Annotated in this window: 20 protein-coding genes, 3 tRNA genes and 2 pseudogenes; 8 read left to right on the top strand and 17 right to left on the bottom strand. The window is 40.9% G+C overall.

Annotated elements, in window-relative coordinates:
• Window positions 1-54 precede the first annotated feature (54 nt).
• Window positions 55-630 carry a xanthine phosphoribosyltransferase gene (locus C1A47_RS12085; RefSeq protein WP_111895279.1) on the top strand — a complete coding sequence of 192 codons (576 nt, stop codon included), beginning with the start codon at window positions 55-57 and terminating at the stop codon, window positions 628-630.
• Window positions 631-722: 92 nt separating this feature from the next.
• On the opposite strand, the gene wrbA is transcribed toward C1A47_RS12085, so the two are convergent.
• The gene (gene wrbA, locus C1A47_RS12080) at window positions 723-1,313 is read right to left on the bottom strand and encodes an NAD(P)H:quinone oxidoreductase (RefSeq protein WP_111895278.1); all 591 of its coding nucleotides are present in this window, start codon (window positions 1,311-1,313) and stop codon (window positions 723-725) included.
• A 112-nt stretch (window positions 1,314-1,425) separates the two neighbouring features.
• Between wrbA and C1A47_RS12075 the strand changes: the two genes are divergently transcribed.
• Window positions 1,426-2,709: a YihY family inner membrane protein gene (locus tag C1A47_RS12075; protein WP_111895277.1), complete on the top strand. Its 1,284-nt coding sequence runs from the start codon at window positions 1,426-1,428 to the stop codon at window positions 2,707-2,709.
• Between the two features lie 29 nt (window positions 2,710-2,738).
• On the opposite strand, the pseudogene C1A47_RS12070 reads toward C1A47_RS12075, so the two are convergent.
• Both C1A47_RS12070 and C1A47_RS12065 read right to left on the bottom strand, forming a co-directional pair.
• Window positions 2,739-3,392, bottom strand: a pseudogene (locus C1A47_RS12070) (fumarylacetoacetate hydrolase family protein); the annotation flags it as partial.
• 18 nt (window positions 3,393-3,410) lie between these two features.
• Entirely contained in the window at window positions 3,411-3,908 is a 498-nt protein-coding gene (locus C1A47_RS12065; RefSeq protein WP_111895275.1) for a YcxB family protein, read from the bottom strand.
• Window positions 3,909-4,105: 197 nt separating this feature from the next.
• Between C1A47_RS12065 and C1A47_RS12060 the strand changes: the two genes are divergently transcribed.
• On the top strand, window positions 4,106-4,768 hold the full coding sequence (locus C1A47_RS12060; protein WP_111895274.1) for a nitroreductase family protein: 663 nt from the start codon (window positions 4,106-4,108) through the stop codon (window positions 4,766-4,768).
• A gap of 67 nt (window positions 4,769-4,835) precedes the next feature.
• Here C1A47_RS12060 and C1A47_RS12055 read toward each other — a convergent pair.
• The 4 genes and pseudogenes from C1A47_RS12055 to C1A47_RS12040 all read right to left on the bottom strand — a co-directional run bounded on the left by C1A47_RS12055 (window position 4,836) and on the right by C1A47_RS12040 (window position 5,882).
• Window positions 4,836-4,912: transfer RNA gene (locus C1A47_RS12055), tRNA-Arg, on the bottom strand.
• A gap of 126 nt (window positions 4,913-5,038) precedes the next feature.
• Window positions 5,039-5,650 (bottom strand): annotated as a pseudogene (locus tag C1A47_RS12050) (HAD-IB family hydrolase).
• A gap of 56 nt (window positions 5,651-5,706) precedes the next feature.
• Window positions 5,707-5,783 (bottom strand) — tRNA-Arg (locus C1A47_RS12045).
• Between the two features lie 9 nt (window positions 5,784-5,792).
• A tRNA-Ser gene (locus C1A47_RS12040) sits at window positions 5,793-5,882 on the bottom strand.
• 266 nt (window positions 5,883-6,148) lie between these two features.
• Here C1A47_RS12040 and rnr point away from each other — a divergent pair.
• Window positions 6,149-8,593 (top strand): ribonuclease R, encoded by a 2,445-nt coding sequence (rnr, locus tag C1A47_RS12035; protein ID WP_111895273.1) that lies wholly within the window; start codon window positions 6,149-6,151, stop codon window positions 8,591-8,593.
• A gap of 92 nt (window positions 8,594-8,685) precedes the next feature.
• On the opposite strand, the gene C1A47_RS12030 is transcribed toward rnr, so the two are convergent.
• Entirely contained in the window at window positions 8,686-9,036 is a 351-nt protein-coding gene (locus tag C1A47_RS12030; RefSeq protein ID WP_111895272.1) for a darcynin family protein, read from the bottom strand.
• A 115-nt stretch (window positions 9,037-9,151) separates the two neighbouring features.
• On the opposite strand from C1A47_RS12030, the gene C1A47_RS12025 reads away from it, so the two are divergent.
• From C1A47_RS12025 to C1A47_RS12010, 4 genes are all read left to right on the top strand, one after another.
• The gene (locus tag C1A47_RS12025) at window positions 9,152-9,751 is read left to right on the top strand and encodes a TetR/AcrR family transcriptional regulator (protein WP_205669590.1); all 600 of its coding nucleotides are present in this window, start codon (window positions 9,152-9,154) and stop codon (window positions 9,749-9,751) included.
• 115 nt (window positions 9,752-9,866) lie between these two features.
• Window positions 9,867-11,906 carry a M3 family metallopeptidase gene (locus C1A47_RS12020; protein ID WP_111895271.1) on the top strand — a complete coding sequence of 680 codons (2,040 nt, stop codon included), beginning with the start codon at window positions 9,867-9,869 and terminating at the stop codon, window positions 11,904-11,906.
• Between the two features lie 44 nt (window positions 11,907-11,950).
• Window positions 11,951-12,172, top strand: a complete 222-nt coding sequence (locus tag C1A47_RS12015) for a YheV family putative zinc ribbon protein (RefSeq protein ID WP_111895270.1) — start codon at window positions 11,951-11,953, stop codon at window positions 12,170-12,172.
• 11 nt (window positions 12,173-12,183) lie between these two features.
• Window positions 12,184-12,648, top strand: a complete 465-nt coding sequence (locus C1A47_RS12010) for a hypothetical protein (RefSeq protein ID WP_111895269.1) — start codon at window positions 12,184-12,186, stop codon at window positions 12,646-12,648.
• A gap of 121 nt (window positions 12,649-12,769) precedes the next feature.
• Here the strand turns inward: C1A47_RS12010 and C1A47_RS12005 are convergent, their stop codons facing one another.
• The 9 genes from C1A47_RS12005 to rpmJ form a co-directional block, all read right to left on the bottom strand.
• The gene (locus tag C1A47_RS12005) at window positions 12,770-13,204 is read right to left on the bottom strand and encodes a hypothetical protein (protein ID WP_111895268.1); all 435 of its coding nucleotides are present in this window, start codon (window positions 13,202-13,204) and stop codon (window positions 12,770-12,772) included.
• On the bottom strand, window positions 13,191-13,448 hold the full coding sequence (locus tag C1A47_RS12000) for a succinate dehydrogenase assembly factor 2 (protein ID WP_111895267.1): 258 nt from the start codon (window positions 13,446-13,448) through the stop codon (window positions 13,191-13,193). Before C1A47_RS12000 ends, C1A47_RS12005 begins: the two co-directional genes overlap by 14 nt.
• Window positions 13,449-13,528: 80 nt before the next feature.
• On the bottom strand, window positions 13,529-14,980 hold the full coding sequence (locus C1A47_RS11995) for a flavin-containing monooxygenase (protein WP_111895266.1): 1,452 nt from the start codon (window positions 14,978-14,980) through the stop codon (window positions 13,529-13,531).
• Between the two features lie 102 nt (window positions 14,981-15,082).
• Window positions 15,083-15,448, bottom strand: a complete 366-nt coding sequence (gene rplQ, locus C1A47_RS11990) for a 50S ribosomal protein L17 (RefSeq protein ID WP_004754212.1) — start codon at window positions 15,446-15,448, stop codon at window positions 15,083-15,085.
• Between the two features lie 18 nt (window positions 15,449-15,466).
• Complete coding sequence (locus C1A47_RS11985; protein WP_004754213.1) at window positions 15,467-16,474, bottom strand: DNA-directed RNA polymerase subunit alpha; 1,008 nt, start codon at window positions 16,472-16,474, stop codon at window positions 15,467-15,469.
• An 18-nt stretch (window positions 16,475-16,492) separates the two neighbouring features.
• Window positions 16,493-17,116: a 30S ribosomal protein S4 gene (gene rpsD / locus C1A47_RS11980; protein WP_111895265.1), complete on the bottom strand. Its 624-nt coding sequence runs from the start codon at window positions 17,114-17,116 to the stop codon at window positions 16,493-16,495.
• Between the two features lie 12 nt (window positions 17,117-17,128).
• Window positions 17,129-17,515, bottom strand: a complete 387-nt coding sequence (gene rpsK / locus C1A47_RS11975; RefSeq protein WP_001040166.1) for a 30S ribosomal protein S11 — start codon at window positions 17,513-17,515, stop codon at window positions 17,129-17,131.
• A gap of 19 nt (window positions 17,516-17,534) precedes the next feature.
• Window positions 17,535-17,891, bottom strand: coding sequence for a 30S ribosomal protein S13 (gene rpsM / locus C1A47_RS11970; RefSeq protein ID WP_045792481.1), 357 nt, complete (start codon window positions 17,889-17,891; stop codon window positions 17,535-17,537).
• Between the two features lie 109 nt (window positions 17,892-18,000).
• The gene (gene rpmJ / locus C1A47_RS11965) at window positions 18,001-18,117 is read right to left on the bottom strand and encodes a 50S ribosomal protein L36 (RefSeq protein ID WP_000867907.1); all 117 of its coding nucleotides are present in this window, start codon (window positions 18,115-18,117) and stop codon (window positions 18,001-18,003) included.
• Window positions 18,118-18,126: the final 9 nt, after the last annotated feature.

Genomic DNA, 18,126 nt, shown 5'->3' with positions numbered 1-18,126 from the left:
TTTTAAAATACGCCTTTGCTTAAAAAAGCATCCGTTCCTTAGAGGTTCCTCCCTGTGCAAGCACTAGAACAGAAAATCTTAAGTGAAGGTATCGTTCTATCTGATCAAGTTCTGAAAGTAGATGCTTTCTTAAATCACCAAATCGACCCTGTCTTGATGCAACAAATTGGACATGAATTTGCTGCTCGCTTTAAAGATCTAGGCATTACCAAAATCATCACCATTGAAGCTTCAGGTATTGCACCTGCGGTAATGGCTGGTTTAGAACTCGGTGTTCCCGTGATTTTTGCACGCAAACATCAGTCTTTAACCCTGAAAAATGATTTGTACGAATCCAAAGTCTATTCATTTACCAAACAAACCACCAGCACCATTGCGATTTCAAACAAGTACTTACATGCAACAGATAAAGTCCTTGTGATTGATGATTTCCTGGCAAATGGTCAAGCAGCTTTAGGTTTAATTGATCTGGTTCACCAAGCACAAGCCGAAGTAGTTGGCGTAGGTATTGTGATTGAAAAATCATTCCAAACAGGTCGACAACTGTTACTTGAAAAAGGCTATCGTGTTGAATCACTCGCGCGTGTCGAATCTCTGGTCAATGGTCAAGTGACCTTTGTTCGAGACTAAATAAAAAAAGAGCGATTGATTCGCTCTTTTTTTTGGACCATTTGGTCGATAGATTGGAATGCTTGCCCAGTTATCGACCAAAATGAATTCTCTTATTGCAGTTTCAATGCAACCTCACCCAAACGCTTACCTTGTTCAACACACAATGCTTTTTCTTCTGCACTTAAGCCTTGATCATGACGTGGCCCACTCACATGACTCGCTCCATATGGCGTTCCGCCTGATTTAGTATTGGACAATGCGGGATGTGCATTACTTAAACCTAAAATCATCATGCCATGGTGAAATAACGGCGGTAACATACTGAGCAAGGTACTTTCCTGCCCGCCATGCATCGAACCCGATGAAGTAAAGACACAGGCAGGTTTGTTATGTAATGCGCCACTCAGCCACAAGGTTGTGGTCTGATCCCAGAAGTATTTCATTTCACTCGCCATGTTGCCAAAGCGCGTTGGCGAACCCAGTGCCAAACCTGCACAGCCTGCCAAATCCTCTAAACTACAGTAAATATCGCCTTCTTCAGGAATGCTCGGTGCCGCCACTTCCACTGCTGTCGCCAATTGCGGAACGGTGCGAATTTTTACAGACATCCCCGCGGCTTCAACACCATCTGCAATGAGATGTGCCATTTCTTTGGTTGAACCATATTTGCTGTAATAAAGAACGAGAATATATGCTTGCATTGGAATTAAAAGATAATAAAAATGAAAACTATACGGTATTTTGTGATTTTTTTGGGTAGCCTTAGAGAAATATTACATAAATTCGTATTAAAACAATTAGGGCAACAAGGTTATGCAAAAACTTCTGACGCGCCTACCATTTTATGAAAAAAAATGGTTTCAGTTTCTTTTATTTACGGTGAATCGCTTTGAAAATGATCGCTGCCGTGAAAAAGCAGCTTCTCTAACCTACACCACTCTATTTGCAGTCGTTCCGATGCTCACTGTGTTTTTGGTGATTATCTCATCAATTAAAGCACTAGAACCTGCACGACAGCAGTTACAACATCTAATTTACACCAATCTTCTTCCCAAAAGCAGTATCGCCTTTGACCAGGTCTTTAATTCTTTTACTGAAAAGTCCAGCAACCTCACCGCAATCGGGATTCTGTTTTTATTCCTCACATCCGTGATGATGTTAACCAGTGTTGAGGAAGCATTTAACCGTATTTGGCGAGTCAAGCAGCACCGTGGTGGAATTATTGGTTTTATGCGTTATTGGACCATTATTTCTTTGGGCCCCATTTTATTGGGCAGTGCATTTGTGATTTCTTCCACTGTCGCTTCACTCAACATTTTGAGTAATAACTTTGTCGGCTATGAAATCGATGGCACTCTATTTTTAGGATTTCTTTCCTATATCTTAATTATTTTGGGTTTTTTTATTATTTACTGGACCATTCCTAATCGCTCAATTCCCATAAAAGCCGCAGCAATCGCAGGTATATTTAGCGGAACGGTCTTTCAATTATTAAAAAGTTTCTTTGGCTTTATGATGGCGAACTTTACCAGTTATGAGCTGATCTATGGCGCATTTGCCGCCATCCCCATTTTTCTACTTTGGATTTATTTGTCGTGGAATATTATTTTATTCGGAGTCGAAGTCAGCTTTGCACTCACCTCATTTAGTACAGGCAATCGGCAAAAGCGCCATCCCATACTCATGCTGCTCGATATTTTAGATCTATTTTATAAAAAGCAAAAATTAGGGGAAACTCTCAACGACAAAGAAGCTTTAAAATTTTTAGGACGTAATGAAATTGGTCGTTGGCCCGCTTATGTTGATCTGCTAGAACGTCAGCATCTAATCAAACGCACCGATGGAGACGAATATGTCCTGATTCGTAATCTTTCACAAGTCGATTTCTGGAGCTTTTATAATAATTTGCCTTTTACGCTGCCTTTACGTAAAGACCTCCACAACATTCATGAGGATTGTACTTGGATGCAAACACTTGAGCCTTTACTCAATGACGCAGATGATTATTTAAAAAATCAGTTATCCATCCCACTTTCCAGTTTATTTGAACTAGACCTACTGCCTGCACCAATCAGCGACCCAAAAAAAACCGAGTGATTACACTCGGTTTTTTATTTCAGAACAACTTAGGCTTTCACAAAAGTTGTCCAAACAAAATCTTGGGTTTTCGCTTTCAGTGTCATTTTAATCTGATCACCAGCTGCAAGTGCTGCCACGCCTGCTGGTGTTCCTGTCATCACCACATCACCTGCTTCAATGGTAAATGCCTGACTCATATCACACAGCATTTCACCAATTGGGAACAGTAACAATGCCGTATCGCCAGACTGACGAACCACATCATTCACTTCAAGTGTGTAGTGAACATTTTTCCAGTCTTCAATTTCACTAACATCAACCCAGTCGGCAAGTACACAAGCACCATCGAAAGATTTAGCTCGTTCCCAAGGCTGGCCTTTATTTTTTAGTTCAGTCTGCAAATCACGCAAAGTTAAATCCAAGCCCAACGTCACTGCACCAATCGCTTGTAAAGCTTTTACTGGATCAGTCTCAGCTTTCAAGGTTTTGTCGATACGTAAAGTCAGCTCACATTCGTGATGGCAACTACCGAGTGCCGAATTCCATGAAATACCGTCATCCAAACCAATTAAGCTGCTCGAAGGCTTAATAAATAGCACTGGACGATCTGGAACAGCATTGCCAAGTTCTTTGGCATGATCTGCATAACTACGACCCACACACACGATTTTATTTGGACGAACACTCATACGACTTCCTTTGTTCTCTTGATGACTCGATTATTTTTTAAAACTATGTTCAAAAAGACGCTGTTCATCAGGCTGCGCAAAGGCACGTTTCGGTACGATCAGTACATTACGTGTTTTCAGTTCCAACATATACGTCAGTTTGCCTTGGGCAAAATTCTGCACTTCACTGTATGGATACTGCTGCTTACGCCCACCCGAATACAATTCAAAATAATGCTGATAAAGATCAATACCCTGCTCGCTTTTCGCTGCCTGATATTTAACGAACTGACGTTTGAAAAGCATTGGCAATAACCAATAACGCATCGCAATTTGCAATACTAAAAAGAATACCCCTAAACCCACATAGTAACGACCTACACCAGAAAAACCGATATAAAAGCCATAGACAATAATTCCTAGACTAATCAGTGGTGTAAGAAAACGGGTAATTTGTTTTTTACCAAAAGTTGCAAGCCCAAAGCCGTCCTGTGATTCTTCTAAATTTAGGGCGTAACGCAAAGATAGGGCAGGTTTTTGATCTGTCATAACATGCTGCAAATACTCAAAAAAGTATCGCTATTAGACCACAATCACCTTGGCTTTTAAAATCAATCTCTGTGCTATTTTGCAACAGGGTTCATATTGTTGCATAAATAGAATATTGGATCATAAATTTAATATTTAACCTTAAATATAAAACTCTAAAATAACTCTCATGCACTATATATTTTAGGAATAATTCAATGTCATTCTTTACTAAACTCTTTGGTTTCAACAGCCAACCCGTCGAATCTCCAGTTGAAACTGCATCAGTTTCTTTCTTGGAAATTATGGAAAAACGCCGTTCTATTTATGCGATTGGCCGCAATCTCCAACAATCCCCTGCTGAACTTGAAGCACTGATTCAACATGCAGTTAAAGCCAGCCCATCAGCTTTTAACTCACAATCTTCACGCGCTGTCATTTTATTCGGTCAGTCTCATGAAAACTTTTGGTCAATCGTCTTAGAAACACTGCGTAAACTGGTACCGAGCGATGCTTTTGCAGCAACACAACAAAAAATCCAAAGCTTTGCCGCGGGTACAGGCACCGTTTTATTTTATGAAGATCAAAACGTGGTAAAAGGCTTGCAAGAACAATTTGCCGCTTATGCAGATAACTTCCCAGTTTGGTCAGAACATTCAACCGCAATTGCTCAATTTGCAGTATGGTCAGCACTGGCTGAACACAATGTTGGTGCATCTTTACAGCACTACAATCCAATCATTGATGAAGAAGTCGCACAAACTTTTGCGATTCCTGAACACTGGAAATTACGTGCACAATTGGTATTTGGTTCAATTGAAGCTGAAGCTGGTGAAAAAACATTTATGGATGATGCAGCACGCTTTAAAACGTTTGCATAAAGCAACCATAAAATATAGACACAAAAAAACCGCATTTAATCTGCGGTTTTTTCAATCTTGATCAAGTTGGTGCGCTCAGAGAGATTCGAACTCCCGACCCCTTAGTTCGTAGCCAAGTGCTCTATCCAGCTGAGCTATGAGCGCATTGTCTTGATGGATGGGCATTATACGCACTTTTGAAAAAATACCTAGCCTTTTTTCGAAAATTAATAGCGAATGAATAGTTATTAAGCAAAATTAGACTTCCTTGTTTAAAAATAAACCTTAAATCTAGATTTCTTGCCACTGATAAAACTTATAATCTGCCAATGCCAGCATGGCATGATCATTTGGACTGTCGCCATACGCATAAATTGCATCAAAGTCGCTGAGTTTATACTTCTGCTGTACGCGATTGGCTTTTTCTACATAACCACAATCACCTTGCTGTAACTCTCCAGTATAACGACCCGCCCGAACTTCAAGCTGATTACAAATCAAGTCAATGCCCTACTGCTGACACCAGTCTTTTAAATACACATCTAAAGAAGACGACACCACGACGACCTGATCGCCCTGCTGTTGATGCCAAACAATTTGTTGTTTAGCATGTTCATGCAGCAAATTCGGCAAAATTGATTTTGAAAATTGTAAACTTTGCTGTTCCAGTTTTTTAACAGGGTAATTTTTATAGGCAACTCGACATAATCTCATTCGAATTTGCTGATCGCTGACATATCCCGCTCGAAATGCCATAAACCACGGCGCAGTCCGAAAACTACCGAAGAACAGTTTACGATAAGATAGTGAATATTTTAAAAATTGAGCAAAACTGTCTGTATGGGTAATGGTATGGTCAAAATCAAAAAGTGCGAGATTCTTATTGTTATATCTACGATTTATTTTTATAAATTTCAGACATAAAAAAACCGCTTTATAAAAGCGGTATTTTATCAAGTTGGTGCGCTCAGAGAGATTCGAACTCCCGACCCCTTAGTTCGTAGCCAAGTGCTCTATCCAGCTGAGCTATGAGCGCGTAAGTAAATGGCGGTGAGAGAGGGATTCGAACCCTCGATACAGTTGCCCGTATGCGTCCTTAGCAGGGACGTGGTTTCAGCCACTCACCCATCTCACCGTAACAGGACGCAATAATACAAACTAAAATGCAGCTCATCAAGTAAAGTTTTTGTTTTTTTCACTTTTTTTGATTCAATCATCTATTTTTTAAACAATTTCCACATTTTAGCTGAATTTTTATGCAGTTTTATTGCTAACATAATTTTATGTATTTGCTATACGCATAAAAAACTGACACTTCAACACATTATTGCAATGAATTGCGTGCAGTCTATTTCTGCATGACTTATGCTAAACCTATCTGCTGATAAGAAGCCACACAATATGATGAAAAACTGGGTCGATCCTGAAGCCAAAGCGGAAGCGGAACGTTATGACAATCCAATTCCTAGCCGTACTCTCATTTTAACCAGCCTAGAACAATTCAAAATACCTCAATCACATGCTGAATTGGTTGATCATTTCAATTTACAAGATCAAAAAAGCATTGAAGCACTGAGTCATCGTCTGAGCGCTATGGTACGAGATGGTCAATTGGGCAAGGATGGCTTGAAGTTTCAACTCATGACAGATCAGCCAACGCATGAAGCGACAGTTTATATCAACAGTAAAGGACTCGGCTCAGCACATATTGATGGTCAAGATGATTTGTTACTGCCAGAACGCGAATTGCGTTTGGTATTTAACGGTGACCGCGTCAAAGTCCGTCAAACTTCGGTAGATCGCAAAGGTAAAGCTTGGGGACATATTGCTGAAGTTGTACAACACCGCGTCAAACAAGTGATTGGCAAATTGGCAGAACATGAAGGTGAATACTTTATTCAACCAAGTACGCCGAACAGCCATCAGCCGATTACGCTCGAAAAACAACTGATTGAACATGCTCAGGCCAAAGTTGGTGACAGTTTACGTGTGGCGATTGATGATTATCCGACGCGTGAAGAGCTGGCGACAGGACATATTGTTCAATCAATGGCAGACAAAGCCAACACGGAAATCATTATTCCTCAAACTATTTTAGAGTTTGGTTTACCGTATGAATTTCCTGAAGAAGTGGTTAAAGAAGCCGAAAGCTTTAAGGAACCTTCAGCAAAAGATATTCAAGGACGTGTCGATTTACGTGATTTAGCGCTCGTCACCATTGATGGTGAAGATGCTCGTGACTTTGATGATGCCGTCTATGCAGAGAAACGTTCGGGCGGTGGCTACCGTGTCGTGGTGGCGATTGCCGATGTCAGCCATTATGTGCGTTTAGAAAAACCTTTAGATAATGAAGCACAAGATCGTGGGACTTCGGTGTATTTTCCACACTTTGTCTTGCCGATGTTACCTGAGGCACTCTCCAATGGTTTGTGCTCGTTAAACCCTCACGTTGACCGCTTATGTATGGTCTGTGATTTGAAATTATCGCGTGCAGGCCGAGTGACTGGCTTTGAGTTTTATCCTTCGGTGATGCATTCCAAAGCCCGTTTGACCTATGACCAAGTCGGAAAATATTTGGAAGGTGACTCTCAAGCCATTCCCGAAGACCGTGAAATTCGCAAGTCGATCAATATCTTGTTCCAACTCTATCAAACCCTGAAAGGCTTGCGTGCTGAACGTCATGCCATGGAGTTTGAGACTGTTGAAACTTATATGACGTTTGATGAGTTGGGCGGCATTAAAGAAATTTTGCCTCGCACTCGTAATGATGCTCACAAACTGATTGAAGAATGTATGTTGCTCGCCAACGTTGCAGCAGCAGAATACGCTTTGGAACATGATATTCCAATGCTGTACCGTGTGCATGAAGCCCCTGAATTTTCACGTATTCAAAAAGTTCGTGATTTTGTGAAGCTGTTGAATTTAGGTATCCCATTCCCTGAGCAACCGACACAAGCCGATTATCAAAAAGTCATCGAAGCCACCAAAGACCGTATTGATGCAGCCAGTATTCATGCGGTGTTGTTACGCTCGATGATGCAAGCATTCTACGGCGCAAAAAATGCAGGACATTACGGTTTAGCTTATGAAGCGTATACCCACTTCACCTCTCCAATTCGTCGTTACCCTGACTTGCTCTTGCACCGTGCCATCAAAGCACATTTAGGCAAGAAAAAACCTGTGCTTTCAGGCGCAGCACTCGATGATGCGGGTGAGCACTTCTCGCAAACCGAACGTCGTGCCGATGAAGCATCGCGTAGTGTCACGACTTGGTTAAAATGCCACTATATGCAACAGCATTTGGGTGATGAATTTGTCGGTACTATCAGTGCGGTGGCTGAGTTTGGTTTATTTGTCACGCTCAAAGACTTATATGTCGATGGCATGATTCATATTAGCCAACTTGGTGATGACTTCTTTGTCTACGACCCTGCCAGCCAAACACTGATTGGGCAAAATCGTGGTCAGATCTTTGGCTTAGGCGATGAGTTGAATATTAAAGTCTCGGGTGTAAATCTTGAAGAACGTAAAATTGACTTTGAATTACTGAAACAGATCAGTCATGCAGGTCGAGCCATTCGCAGTCGTGCGCCACGTGTAAGTAGCAAACCTGCACTACGTGAGCAAGTCTTCAATCAACCAGAAGTTGTAGCACCCTCTGCTGAGCCACAAGAAGCGGGTGAGAAACCTGTCCGCAAGAAAAAGGACAAAAATAAACCGAGTTCTTATGGTAAAAAACCAGCAAAAAAATCGACAGTGAAAGCTGAAGCGAAAAGCAAAGACAAAGCCAAGAAAAAAGACAAAGTGAAAAAGAAAAAATCCAATGCCAAAACTCGGCAGGATTAAATAGAGTCTTTAAAATCAATTAGAAATATAGAAAACCGAGCTAAGCGATTGGCTCGGTTTTCTTATTTCCACTTTACATAATTTTAATCAATTCATTTACAACTAGAATCCAATCCTCTAGATGCCTCATATTCTAGATACCCCTCTTCTATCGCAGGAAAAATATCTATCAGCTCAAAATAGGGCATAGAAAACATTGGTGAGTCTCTTAAAGCATCAACCATAAAGTAATAATCACGCAGAGAATGGACTTCAAAAACAGCGATATCACTGGTTTTTGTAGTAAAGGTTTCCGCATCATACCAACGAAGATTGACTGCTGAATATTGCTTCAATATCGGCTGAATAATTTGCGCATTAAATTTATTGCGATCTTCTCTGGAAAGTCGTAACCAAGTTGGCAATGCTTTGAGGTGCATAAAAAAAGTATATTTTTCAGACATAGGTTAGCCATTTACAAATTATGTTGTGCTATTGATAAAATTTTTGCTTGTCATCGCAAAACGACCTAGTCAGTATATGAGTTATTGCTCACATTCAATACTCGCGTTTCCAAACATGCTTTCAAACTCGCCAAACCCACGTAAAAAGCCTAGCCAATCGCGCTCACGAGTGACGTTTAATATTATTTTAGAGGCTGCTGCTCGCATTTTAGAATCGGGTGGATTTAACGAGTTAAATACCAATCATGTTGCAGAAAAAGCTGGCGTAAGTATTGGCAGTCTATATCAATATTTTCCATCAAAGGAGGCTTTGATTGTTGAATTACTTCGACAAGAACGAGATCAACTTTCTTATGCTATTAAGGAAATAATCCAGAATAATAAAAATGTAGATTTAAAAACCATATTAAACATGATCATTAAAAAATCACTTGATCATCAATTCAATCGACCAAAACTGGCTTTAAGCCTTGAATACGCTTCTGCTTTCATTGGTCAAGATTATGAAGAAATGCATTTTCAGCATTCTCTAGAAGAGGTCATGACGGATCTTCTGGTTCAATTTCAAACCCCTCATTCACAAAAATCAGCTAGAGATATCATTGCGCTCAGTAAAGGCATGATAAATGTCGCCGCAATTACAGGTGAAACAGATTTGGAGAATTTACAATCACGAGTTAAAAAAGCTGTGTATGGTTATCTAGGACTTTTTTAATTCCAATTCAATGAGAAAACCACCGTTTCATTTAAGAACCTAGCCAATCACCCTTGATTTCTGTCACTTTAAGCCTTAAATCTAGAAACAACGTTTATATTTTTTGGCACACAGAATGACATTACAACAAGCAACGCTTCCTACTCCCCAGTTTGATCAAATTCAACTCGATCAATTAAAAGCGCAAATTCAGCAACAAATCCAAGCAGGATTAAAGTTTCTTGTTGAACTGACTCAAGCTCCAACTGATTTTGCTACTCAAACTCAAGTGCTTGAGCAAATGGATACCCTTGAAAATAACATGAGTGAGTCTTGGGGCGTCTTAGCCCATTTAAATTCAGTCATGAGCAATGCCGTAACGCGTGAAGTTTATCAGTCACTACTACCACTCCTCAGTGAATACTACACACAACTTGGTCAACATACGGCGCTGTATCAGACTTACCAGCATCTTCATGATGGTACGGAATTTTCAACGTTAACCCCTGCTCAGCAAAGTGCGATTCGCCTTGCATTACGTGACTTTAAACTTTCAGGTGTGGCACTTGAAGGTGCAGCTAAACAGCGCTATGCAGAAATTTCTGCGCGTTTGTCTCAATTGTCTTCAGACTTTTCGAATCACGTATTAGATGCCACACAAGCCTACTTTAAACCCCTCGAAGAGCCTCAATTACAAGGTTTATCCGAAAGTAGTGTTGCTCTCTTAAAACAATATGGTCAGCAACGTGAATTAGAACAAGCCGTTGCCACGCTGGATTTTCCATCTTACTTGGCAATCATGACCTATGCCCAAGACTGCACTTTACGTGAAGAACTGTATAAAGCCTATACCACACGTGCTTCCGAGCAGTCTCAGCATACTGAATTTGATAATTCAGAGGTTATGCAGGAAATCTTGAGTTTACGTCAGGAAATGGCTCAACTGATCGGTTTTGACAACTACGCTGAATATTCACTTGCCAGCAAAATGGCGCCGAATGTCGCGACTGTTTTTGAATTTTTAAATGAACTGGCTGAACATGCTCGCACGCCTGCCTTACAAGAAATTGCCGAACTAAAAGCCATTGCCGCACAAGATGGAATTGATGAATTACAACCTTGGGACAGTAGCTTCTATTCAGAAAAACTCAAACAGCAACAATTTAACCTATCACAAGAAGCCTTAAAACCGTACTTCCCTGCACCCAAAGTCGTGCAAGGTTTATTTGAAATTGTACATCGTTTATATGGCATTCAAATTCAAGAACGTGCTGCACCAGTATGGCAGTCCGATGTGCGTTATTTTGAAATTGAAGATCAAGAACAAGTACTGGGCGGTTTCTATTTAGATTTATATGCACGTCATGGCAAACGTGGTGGTGCATGGATGAGTGGCTTCCGCTCACGTATGCAAACAGCACGATCCCTACAAAAACCAATCTGCTACATGGTATGTAACTTTACCCCACCTGTAGGTGAGCAACCTGCCCTGTTGACACATGATGAAGTAACCACGTTATTCCATGAATTTGGACATGGTTTACATCACCTCCTTACCGAAGTCGACAATATTTCAGTGGCAGGAACACATGGTGTTGCATGGGATGCGGTAGAACTTCCAAGTCAATTTATGGAATTTTGGACATGGGACAAAGCTAGTCTAGACCTCATCAGTGAACACATTGAAACCAAGCAGACCTTACCGCAAGATTTACTCAATGCCTTGCTAGATGCGCGTTTCTTCCAATCTGGCATGCAAACCTTACGTCAGCTTGAGTTTGCTTTATTTGACCTTGAAATCCATCAACATACACCTGCACTCAACACAGCTCAGATCCAAGACACTTTAAACCAGATTCGTCAGCGTATTTCAGTTTTACCAACCACAGCATATAACCGCTTCCAGCACAGTTTTAGCCATATTTTCGCTGGTGGTTATGCGGCAGGTTATTACTCTTACAAATGGGCAGAGGTTTTAGCCAGTGATGCTTTTGATCGCTTTGAAAATGAAGGTATTTTTAACATGACCACTGGACACGAATTCCGTAAAGCAATTTTAGCTGTAGGTGGCAAAGATACCGCATTGGACGCTTTTGTACATTTTCGTGGTCGTGAGCCTAAAATTGATGCGTTATTACGTCATCAGGGTTGGACGAAAGCGCCTAAAAACGCTTAAACTATGCGCTCAAAATTCATGATTCATGGTGCAGGTATCATCTTATGAAAAAACGATTCATTGCAGGTGCAAAATGTCCAAAATGTGAAGCGTTAGATCGTGTGGTAATGCTGACTGAAAATGAACATGAATGGATCGAATGTATTGAATGTGGCTACAGTGAAAATCGACCAACGCATGTCGAAGAGCCTGAAACTCCAGCTGTAGCCGATGAAGTGGGTGTAATTCAATTTCGCCCACGTCAACCAACCACGTCAGACCATTAATTGCCACGACTATGAAAACAAATAAATCAAATTTCTTATTACTTTGGATTCTTGTCGGCATTCTGTTAGCCATTTGTCTAGGTGTCTTCGTTTGGCAAACGTGGTTTGTTGGCTCTCAACCATCACAAACACCAAAAACCGTAGAACACAAAACTCAAGCTCCTCCAATGGCAAAGCCAATTGCATCTGAACCAGAAACATTCGTGTCTGAACCTACTGTTGCTGCATCAGAAACTCAAAGCACATCTAATCAAGCACCAAAACAATTGGTCAATTCAGATGTCATCAAACAACCTGTGCCGCAAAATCCATCTTTAGCTAAAGAAGAAGTTTCTAAGCTTGAAGATATACAAAAGCAGTTAAAACAGCAGGAATCCACTTTAAAAGCTCAACATGCTGATGCAGATAAACTCATTCAGTTGAAGCAAGAGCAAATCAAACTGCTTGAACAACAGCTTGCAGAACAGCAAAAATAGTCTTCTTAAAAGTTATTGATCTAAAAAAGTAGCATGATGATTAAATCAAATCATCATGCTACTCAAACTCTAAAACTCATTTTATATCTTTATAATCTGACATCCATTTCTAGAATCCAAGTCAGCGATTCACCATCTTATCATCAACAGTTTTAATCATTTGTGCACGGTACAATCTTGCTAAAACTTTAAGCTGTTTCCATGCGTGTAAATCCAGTTGATCTATCCACACCACGCAAGGCGCTTTTTCTTCTTGCCAGTACAGCACAATATAAACATGGTGATCCACCAATTGCTTCAGGGCAAGTTGCTGAATCTGATTGACTTGCTGATATTGAACACTCCAAAGATCATGACCAAGCTGAGCCAGTGCAATCATTTTAGGTTTATGTGCAAATACATACCAAGTCACAAGGCCTAAGCCCGCAATCACTAAACTTAAATACCACTGCAATATCGAATAACTCAGCAAGACAAATGCTAAATAACACCCAAATTGAAAAAACCAAGCAATCTTGCTTGGTTTTAACTGAAAACTGAGATTATTGGTGAACATAATTCTTTAATTTGGTAATCAAGTCTTTAAGTTCTGTACGTGGTGGCTCACCCACTTCCATGAACCAATCCAGTAAATCAGGATCTTCCTGATCAACTAACTCAGCAAATAAAGCTTTTTCTTCAGGGCTTGCTTGCAAATAATATTGACGAACATACGGATCAAAATATACATCAATTTCTTTTAATCCACGACGTGAACGGTAGATGACTTTACGTTCCTCTAAACTAATATCGTCTGACATATTGATTTCCAGTCCCATTGTTATGGCATGTAGTGTAACAAGAATTTAAAAAAACGAAATAGCTCAATTCAGGATTTTATTTAGTCACGAAAGCTTAAATTTTTATCGCGGAAACTTGCATACTTTAAGATGAATTTATCCAGCAAATAGTTATGGGAAATTCGCCAAGGTAAACGTTTTCCTTGCTTTGGCATAATATCGGTAGCTCGCTTCAAATAACCTGAAGACAGTTTTCCCATAATACCGTTCTGAGTCCTCTGCTGAAAATCTGTGTGTGCAACAACTTCCTTATAATGATGTTTACGCATATATTTGAGCAATTGACATACATATTGCGCAGCGATATCCACTTTTAACGTCCATGATGCATTGCTATAACCCATCATCAATGCAAAATTAGGAACATCACTGAGCAATACCCCTTGATACAGCATCTTTTCAGAAAGTTTAACAGGTTGGTGGTCAATCGTTAGCTTTAGACCTCCGAGCAATTGTATTTGTAGCCCTGTTGCTGCAACAATCAAATCTGCAGGCAAATATTTCCCAGACTTCAATTGAATACCCGAAGCGGTAAAGCATTCAATATGATCTGTCACAATGCTTGCAGCCCCTTCACGTAGCACCTGAAATAAGTCCCCGTCTGGGACTGCACATAAACGCTGATCCCAAGGTGCATAATTTGGAGTGAAATGATGCATATCGACTTTACCTTGCACTTCCTGCGCAACAGCATTAAGTAGCAAACGTTTCGTAAGTTTTGGCATGCTTTCAGACATCTGAAAGACTATGCGTTGCAGCAAGATATTTCGGCCACGAACAAAACGATATGCCCATTTTGCAGAAAGATGTCGATGTAAAAATTGATACGTTGAATCTTGTGCTGATACTTTGGCAACATAACTCGGTGAACGCTGTAATAATGTGACATGTCGTGCGCCTGTTTTGACTAATGCTGGCACAAGGGTTACCGCAGTTGCTCCACTACCGATCACGACCACATTTTTATTCTGATAATTCAAATCTGCTGGCCAATGCTGAGGATGAATCAATAGTCCCTGAAAATTATCTTGTTGAGGAAATTTTGGTAAATAGCCCTGATCATAATCATAATAACCTGTACAACTGATAAGAAAGCGTGCTTGCCAAGTTTCCGTACATTGTTCTTTATTTGCTACATGCAATCGCCAATATTTGCTCTGAGTATCATAATTGGCTGCTTTGACATGCTTTTCAAATTCAATCAAAGTAGACAAATCATAATGATCTACGACTTCTTCTAAATAATCTTGAATAGCTTGACCATCTGCTAAAGTCTGACTTTTTAACCAAGGATAAAATTGATAGCTTAGCGTCGACATATCTGAATCAGATCGGATTCCTGGGTAGCGAAATAAGTCCCAAGTTCCCCCAATATTTGAGCGGCGTTCTAAAATTTTAAAACTGAGCTCAGGGCATGACTGCTGCAAATGTACAGCTGCGCCAATTCCCGAAATTCCTGCTCCAATAATCAATACATCGACATGATGTTCCATTGGCAATATCATCTTGTGTTTTGGATTATTCTAACTGATTTCTCCATAAAAAAAGGTCGGTATAAACCGACCTTTTTCGAACAACTAAGTTCTTTTGCGAAATTATTTAACTTCGCGATCTACTAGCTCAACGTAAGCCATCGGCGCAGCATCACCTGCACGGAAGCCCGCTTTAAGAACACGTAGATAACCGCCGTTACGTTCTTTGTAACGAGGGCCAAGAACGGTAAATAATTTACCAACAGTTGCTGCATTACGAGTACGAGCAAACGCTAAACGGCGGTTTGCTACTGTATCGTTTTTAGCTAAAGTGATTAAAGGCTCAGCAACACGGCGAAGTTCTTTCGCTTTAGGCAAAGTTGTTTTAATTAACTCATGCTCTACTAAAGCATTTGTTAAGTTTTGGAACAACGCCTTACGATGGCTGCTTGTACGGCCTAATTTCACACCACTATTACGATGACGCATGGTGATAGTCCTACTTAATTAACGGCTACGATAGGCGAAACGATCGTCCATGCGTAAACTAGCTGGTGGCCAGTTTTCTAAACGCATGCCGAGTTGCAAGCCTTTCGAAGCTAAAACATCTTTAATCTCAGTCAACGATTTCTTACCTAAGTTAGGAGTTTTTAATAACTCAACTTCAGTACGTTGAACAAGATCACCAATGTAGTAAATATTTTCTGCCTTCAAACAGTTAGCAGAACGAACAGTAAGCTCGAGATCATCTACTGGACGAAGCAAAATTGGATCAACTTCTTCGCGAGGTTCTTGAGCAACAGGAGCTTGATCTTTCTGAAGATCAACAAAAATTGCAATTTGTTGTTGCAAGATTGTTGCCGCTTTGCGGATTGCTTCTTCAGGATCAACTGTACCGTTGGTTTCAAGATCAATGACCAGCTTATCAAGGTCAGTACGTTGTTCTACACGCGCATTTTCTACGGTATAAGACACACGTTTGATTGGGCTATAAGAAGCATCTAACTGCAAACGACCTACTGGGCGTGTTTCACCTTCAGGGAAACGTGAGTCAGATGTTTCATAACCACGACCTTGAGACACTTTCAAACGCATTTTCAATGCGCCTGTAGCACTTAATGTGCCGATCAAATGCTCAGGATTCACCAATTCAACATTATGAGGTAAACGAAGGTCAGCAGCTGTTACGTCTCCTGGACCTTGTTTTTCTAATGTTAGGTAAGCTTCGTTTTGATCGAACAGCTTAATAGACAATCCTTTAAGGTTCAGCAAGAGCTCGACGATGTCCTGCTGCAAGCCTTCTAAAGTACTGTACTCGTGCTCGACACCTTCTATCTCTACTTCAACCACAGCAGCGCCAGGTAAAGAAGACAATAGAATGCGACGTAAAGCATTACCCAAAGTGTGACCAAAGCCACGCTCTAAAGGTTCCAGAATCACTTTTGCCGAGGTCCCGCTTGCCGCTTCGACCTTGATCGCTTGCGGAGTTAGAAACTCGTTTGCAGTACGCGTCATTTATTGCTACCTCAAGGATTATTTAGAATACAATTCTACAATCAAGCTTTCGTTGATTTCAGCAGGTAGATCTGAACGATCTGGTGCAGCTTTGAACGTACCTTCAAACTTAGAATGATCAATCTCAATCCAAGAAGGAATGCCACGTTGAGTCGCTAATTCAATTGCATTTTTGATACGCAATTGTTGTTTAGCACCTTCATGAACAGCAATAACATCACCAGCTTTAACTTGGATAGACGCGATGTTTACACGACGGCCATTCAAAGTGATAGAACGGTGAGATACTAACTGACGAGCTTCTGCACGTGTAGAACCAAAACCCATGCGATAAACTACGTTATCAAGGCGGCTTTCAAGCAATTTCAACAAGTTCTCACCTGTTGCACCTTTAACACGAGCTGCTTCTTTATAGTAATTACTAAATTGACGCTCTAACACACCGTACATACGACGTACTTTTTGTTTTTCACGTAATTGTAGTGAGTACTCAGATTGCTTTCCGCGAGCTTGGCCATGTTGACCAGGCGCTTTTGCATGCTTTTTAGTTTTGACGTCAAACGGTTTAACGCCAGATTTAAGTTGCAGGTCTGTCCCTTCGCGGCGAGAGAGTTTGCATTTTGGACCAATATAACGAGCCATGAATGTTTCTCCTTACACGCGACGTTTTTTAGGTGGACGGCAACCGTTGTGAGGGATTGGTGTCACATCGGTAATGCTGTTAATCTTATAACCCACTGCACCTAATGCACGAACCGCAGACTCACGACCAGGACCAGGACCTTTTACAAGGACGTCCAGATTTTTCAAACCGTAATCCAAAGCTGCTTTACCAGCAACTTCAGCAGCTACCTGAGCAGCAAACGGAGTTGATTTACGTGAACCACGGAAGCCTTGTCCACCTGAGGTAGCCCAAGCCAATGCATTACCTTGACGATCGGTAATCGTTACAATGGTGTTATTAAAAGACGCGTGAATGTGTGCAACACCTTCAGAGACGGTACGAGTGACCTTCTTGCGTGTGCGAGTATCTTTAGCCATCTTTTAGCTTCCAGAAATCTTACTTTTTAATCGGTTTGCGCGGACCTTTACGGGTACGTGCGTTAGTTTTGGTGCGTTGACCGCGGACAGGCAAGCTACGACGATGACGAAGACCACGGTAGCAGCCTAAATCCATTAAACGTTTAATGTTCATGGAAATTTCGCGGCGCAAGTCACCTTCGGTAGGAACCTTAGCAACTTCTGCACGAATCGCATCAAGCTGAGCATCATCCAATTCACGTACTTTAGTTGTTGGAGCAATACCAACAGCAGCTAAGATATTCTTAGCAGTGTGGCGACCAACACCAAAAATGTAAGTGAGGGAGATAACAGCATGCTTGTTATCCGGAATGTTTACACCGGCAATACGAGCCATTCACTTTCTCCAAAAAGGCAGGTCGAGACAATCAACCGCCCCATCAAATTCTTGAGGGGCGGATAGTAACCCGATTCGCCTACTGAAATCAACAGGTCTAGATTATAAATTAACCTTGACGCTGCTTATGACGAGGTTCAGCGCTACAAATTACGCGAATAACCCCATTACGACGGATAACTTTACAGCTACCACAAATTTTCTTTACAGAAGCCTGTACTTTCATGATGAAACC

Origin of the sequence: Acinetobacter sp. MB5 (genome assembly GCF_003261585.1) — a bacterium.
Classification (GTDB): Bacteria; Pseudomonadota; Gammaproteobacteria; order Pseudomonadales; family Moraxellaceae; genus Acinetobacter.
The sequence above is the reverse complement of the archived record's forward strand: the minus strand, read 5'-3'. Positions and strand labels throughout refer to the sequence as shown.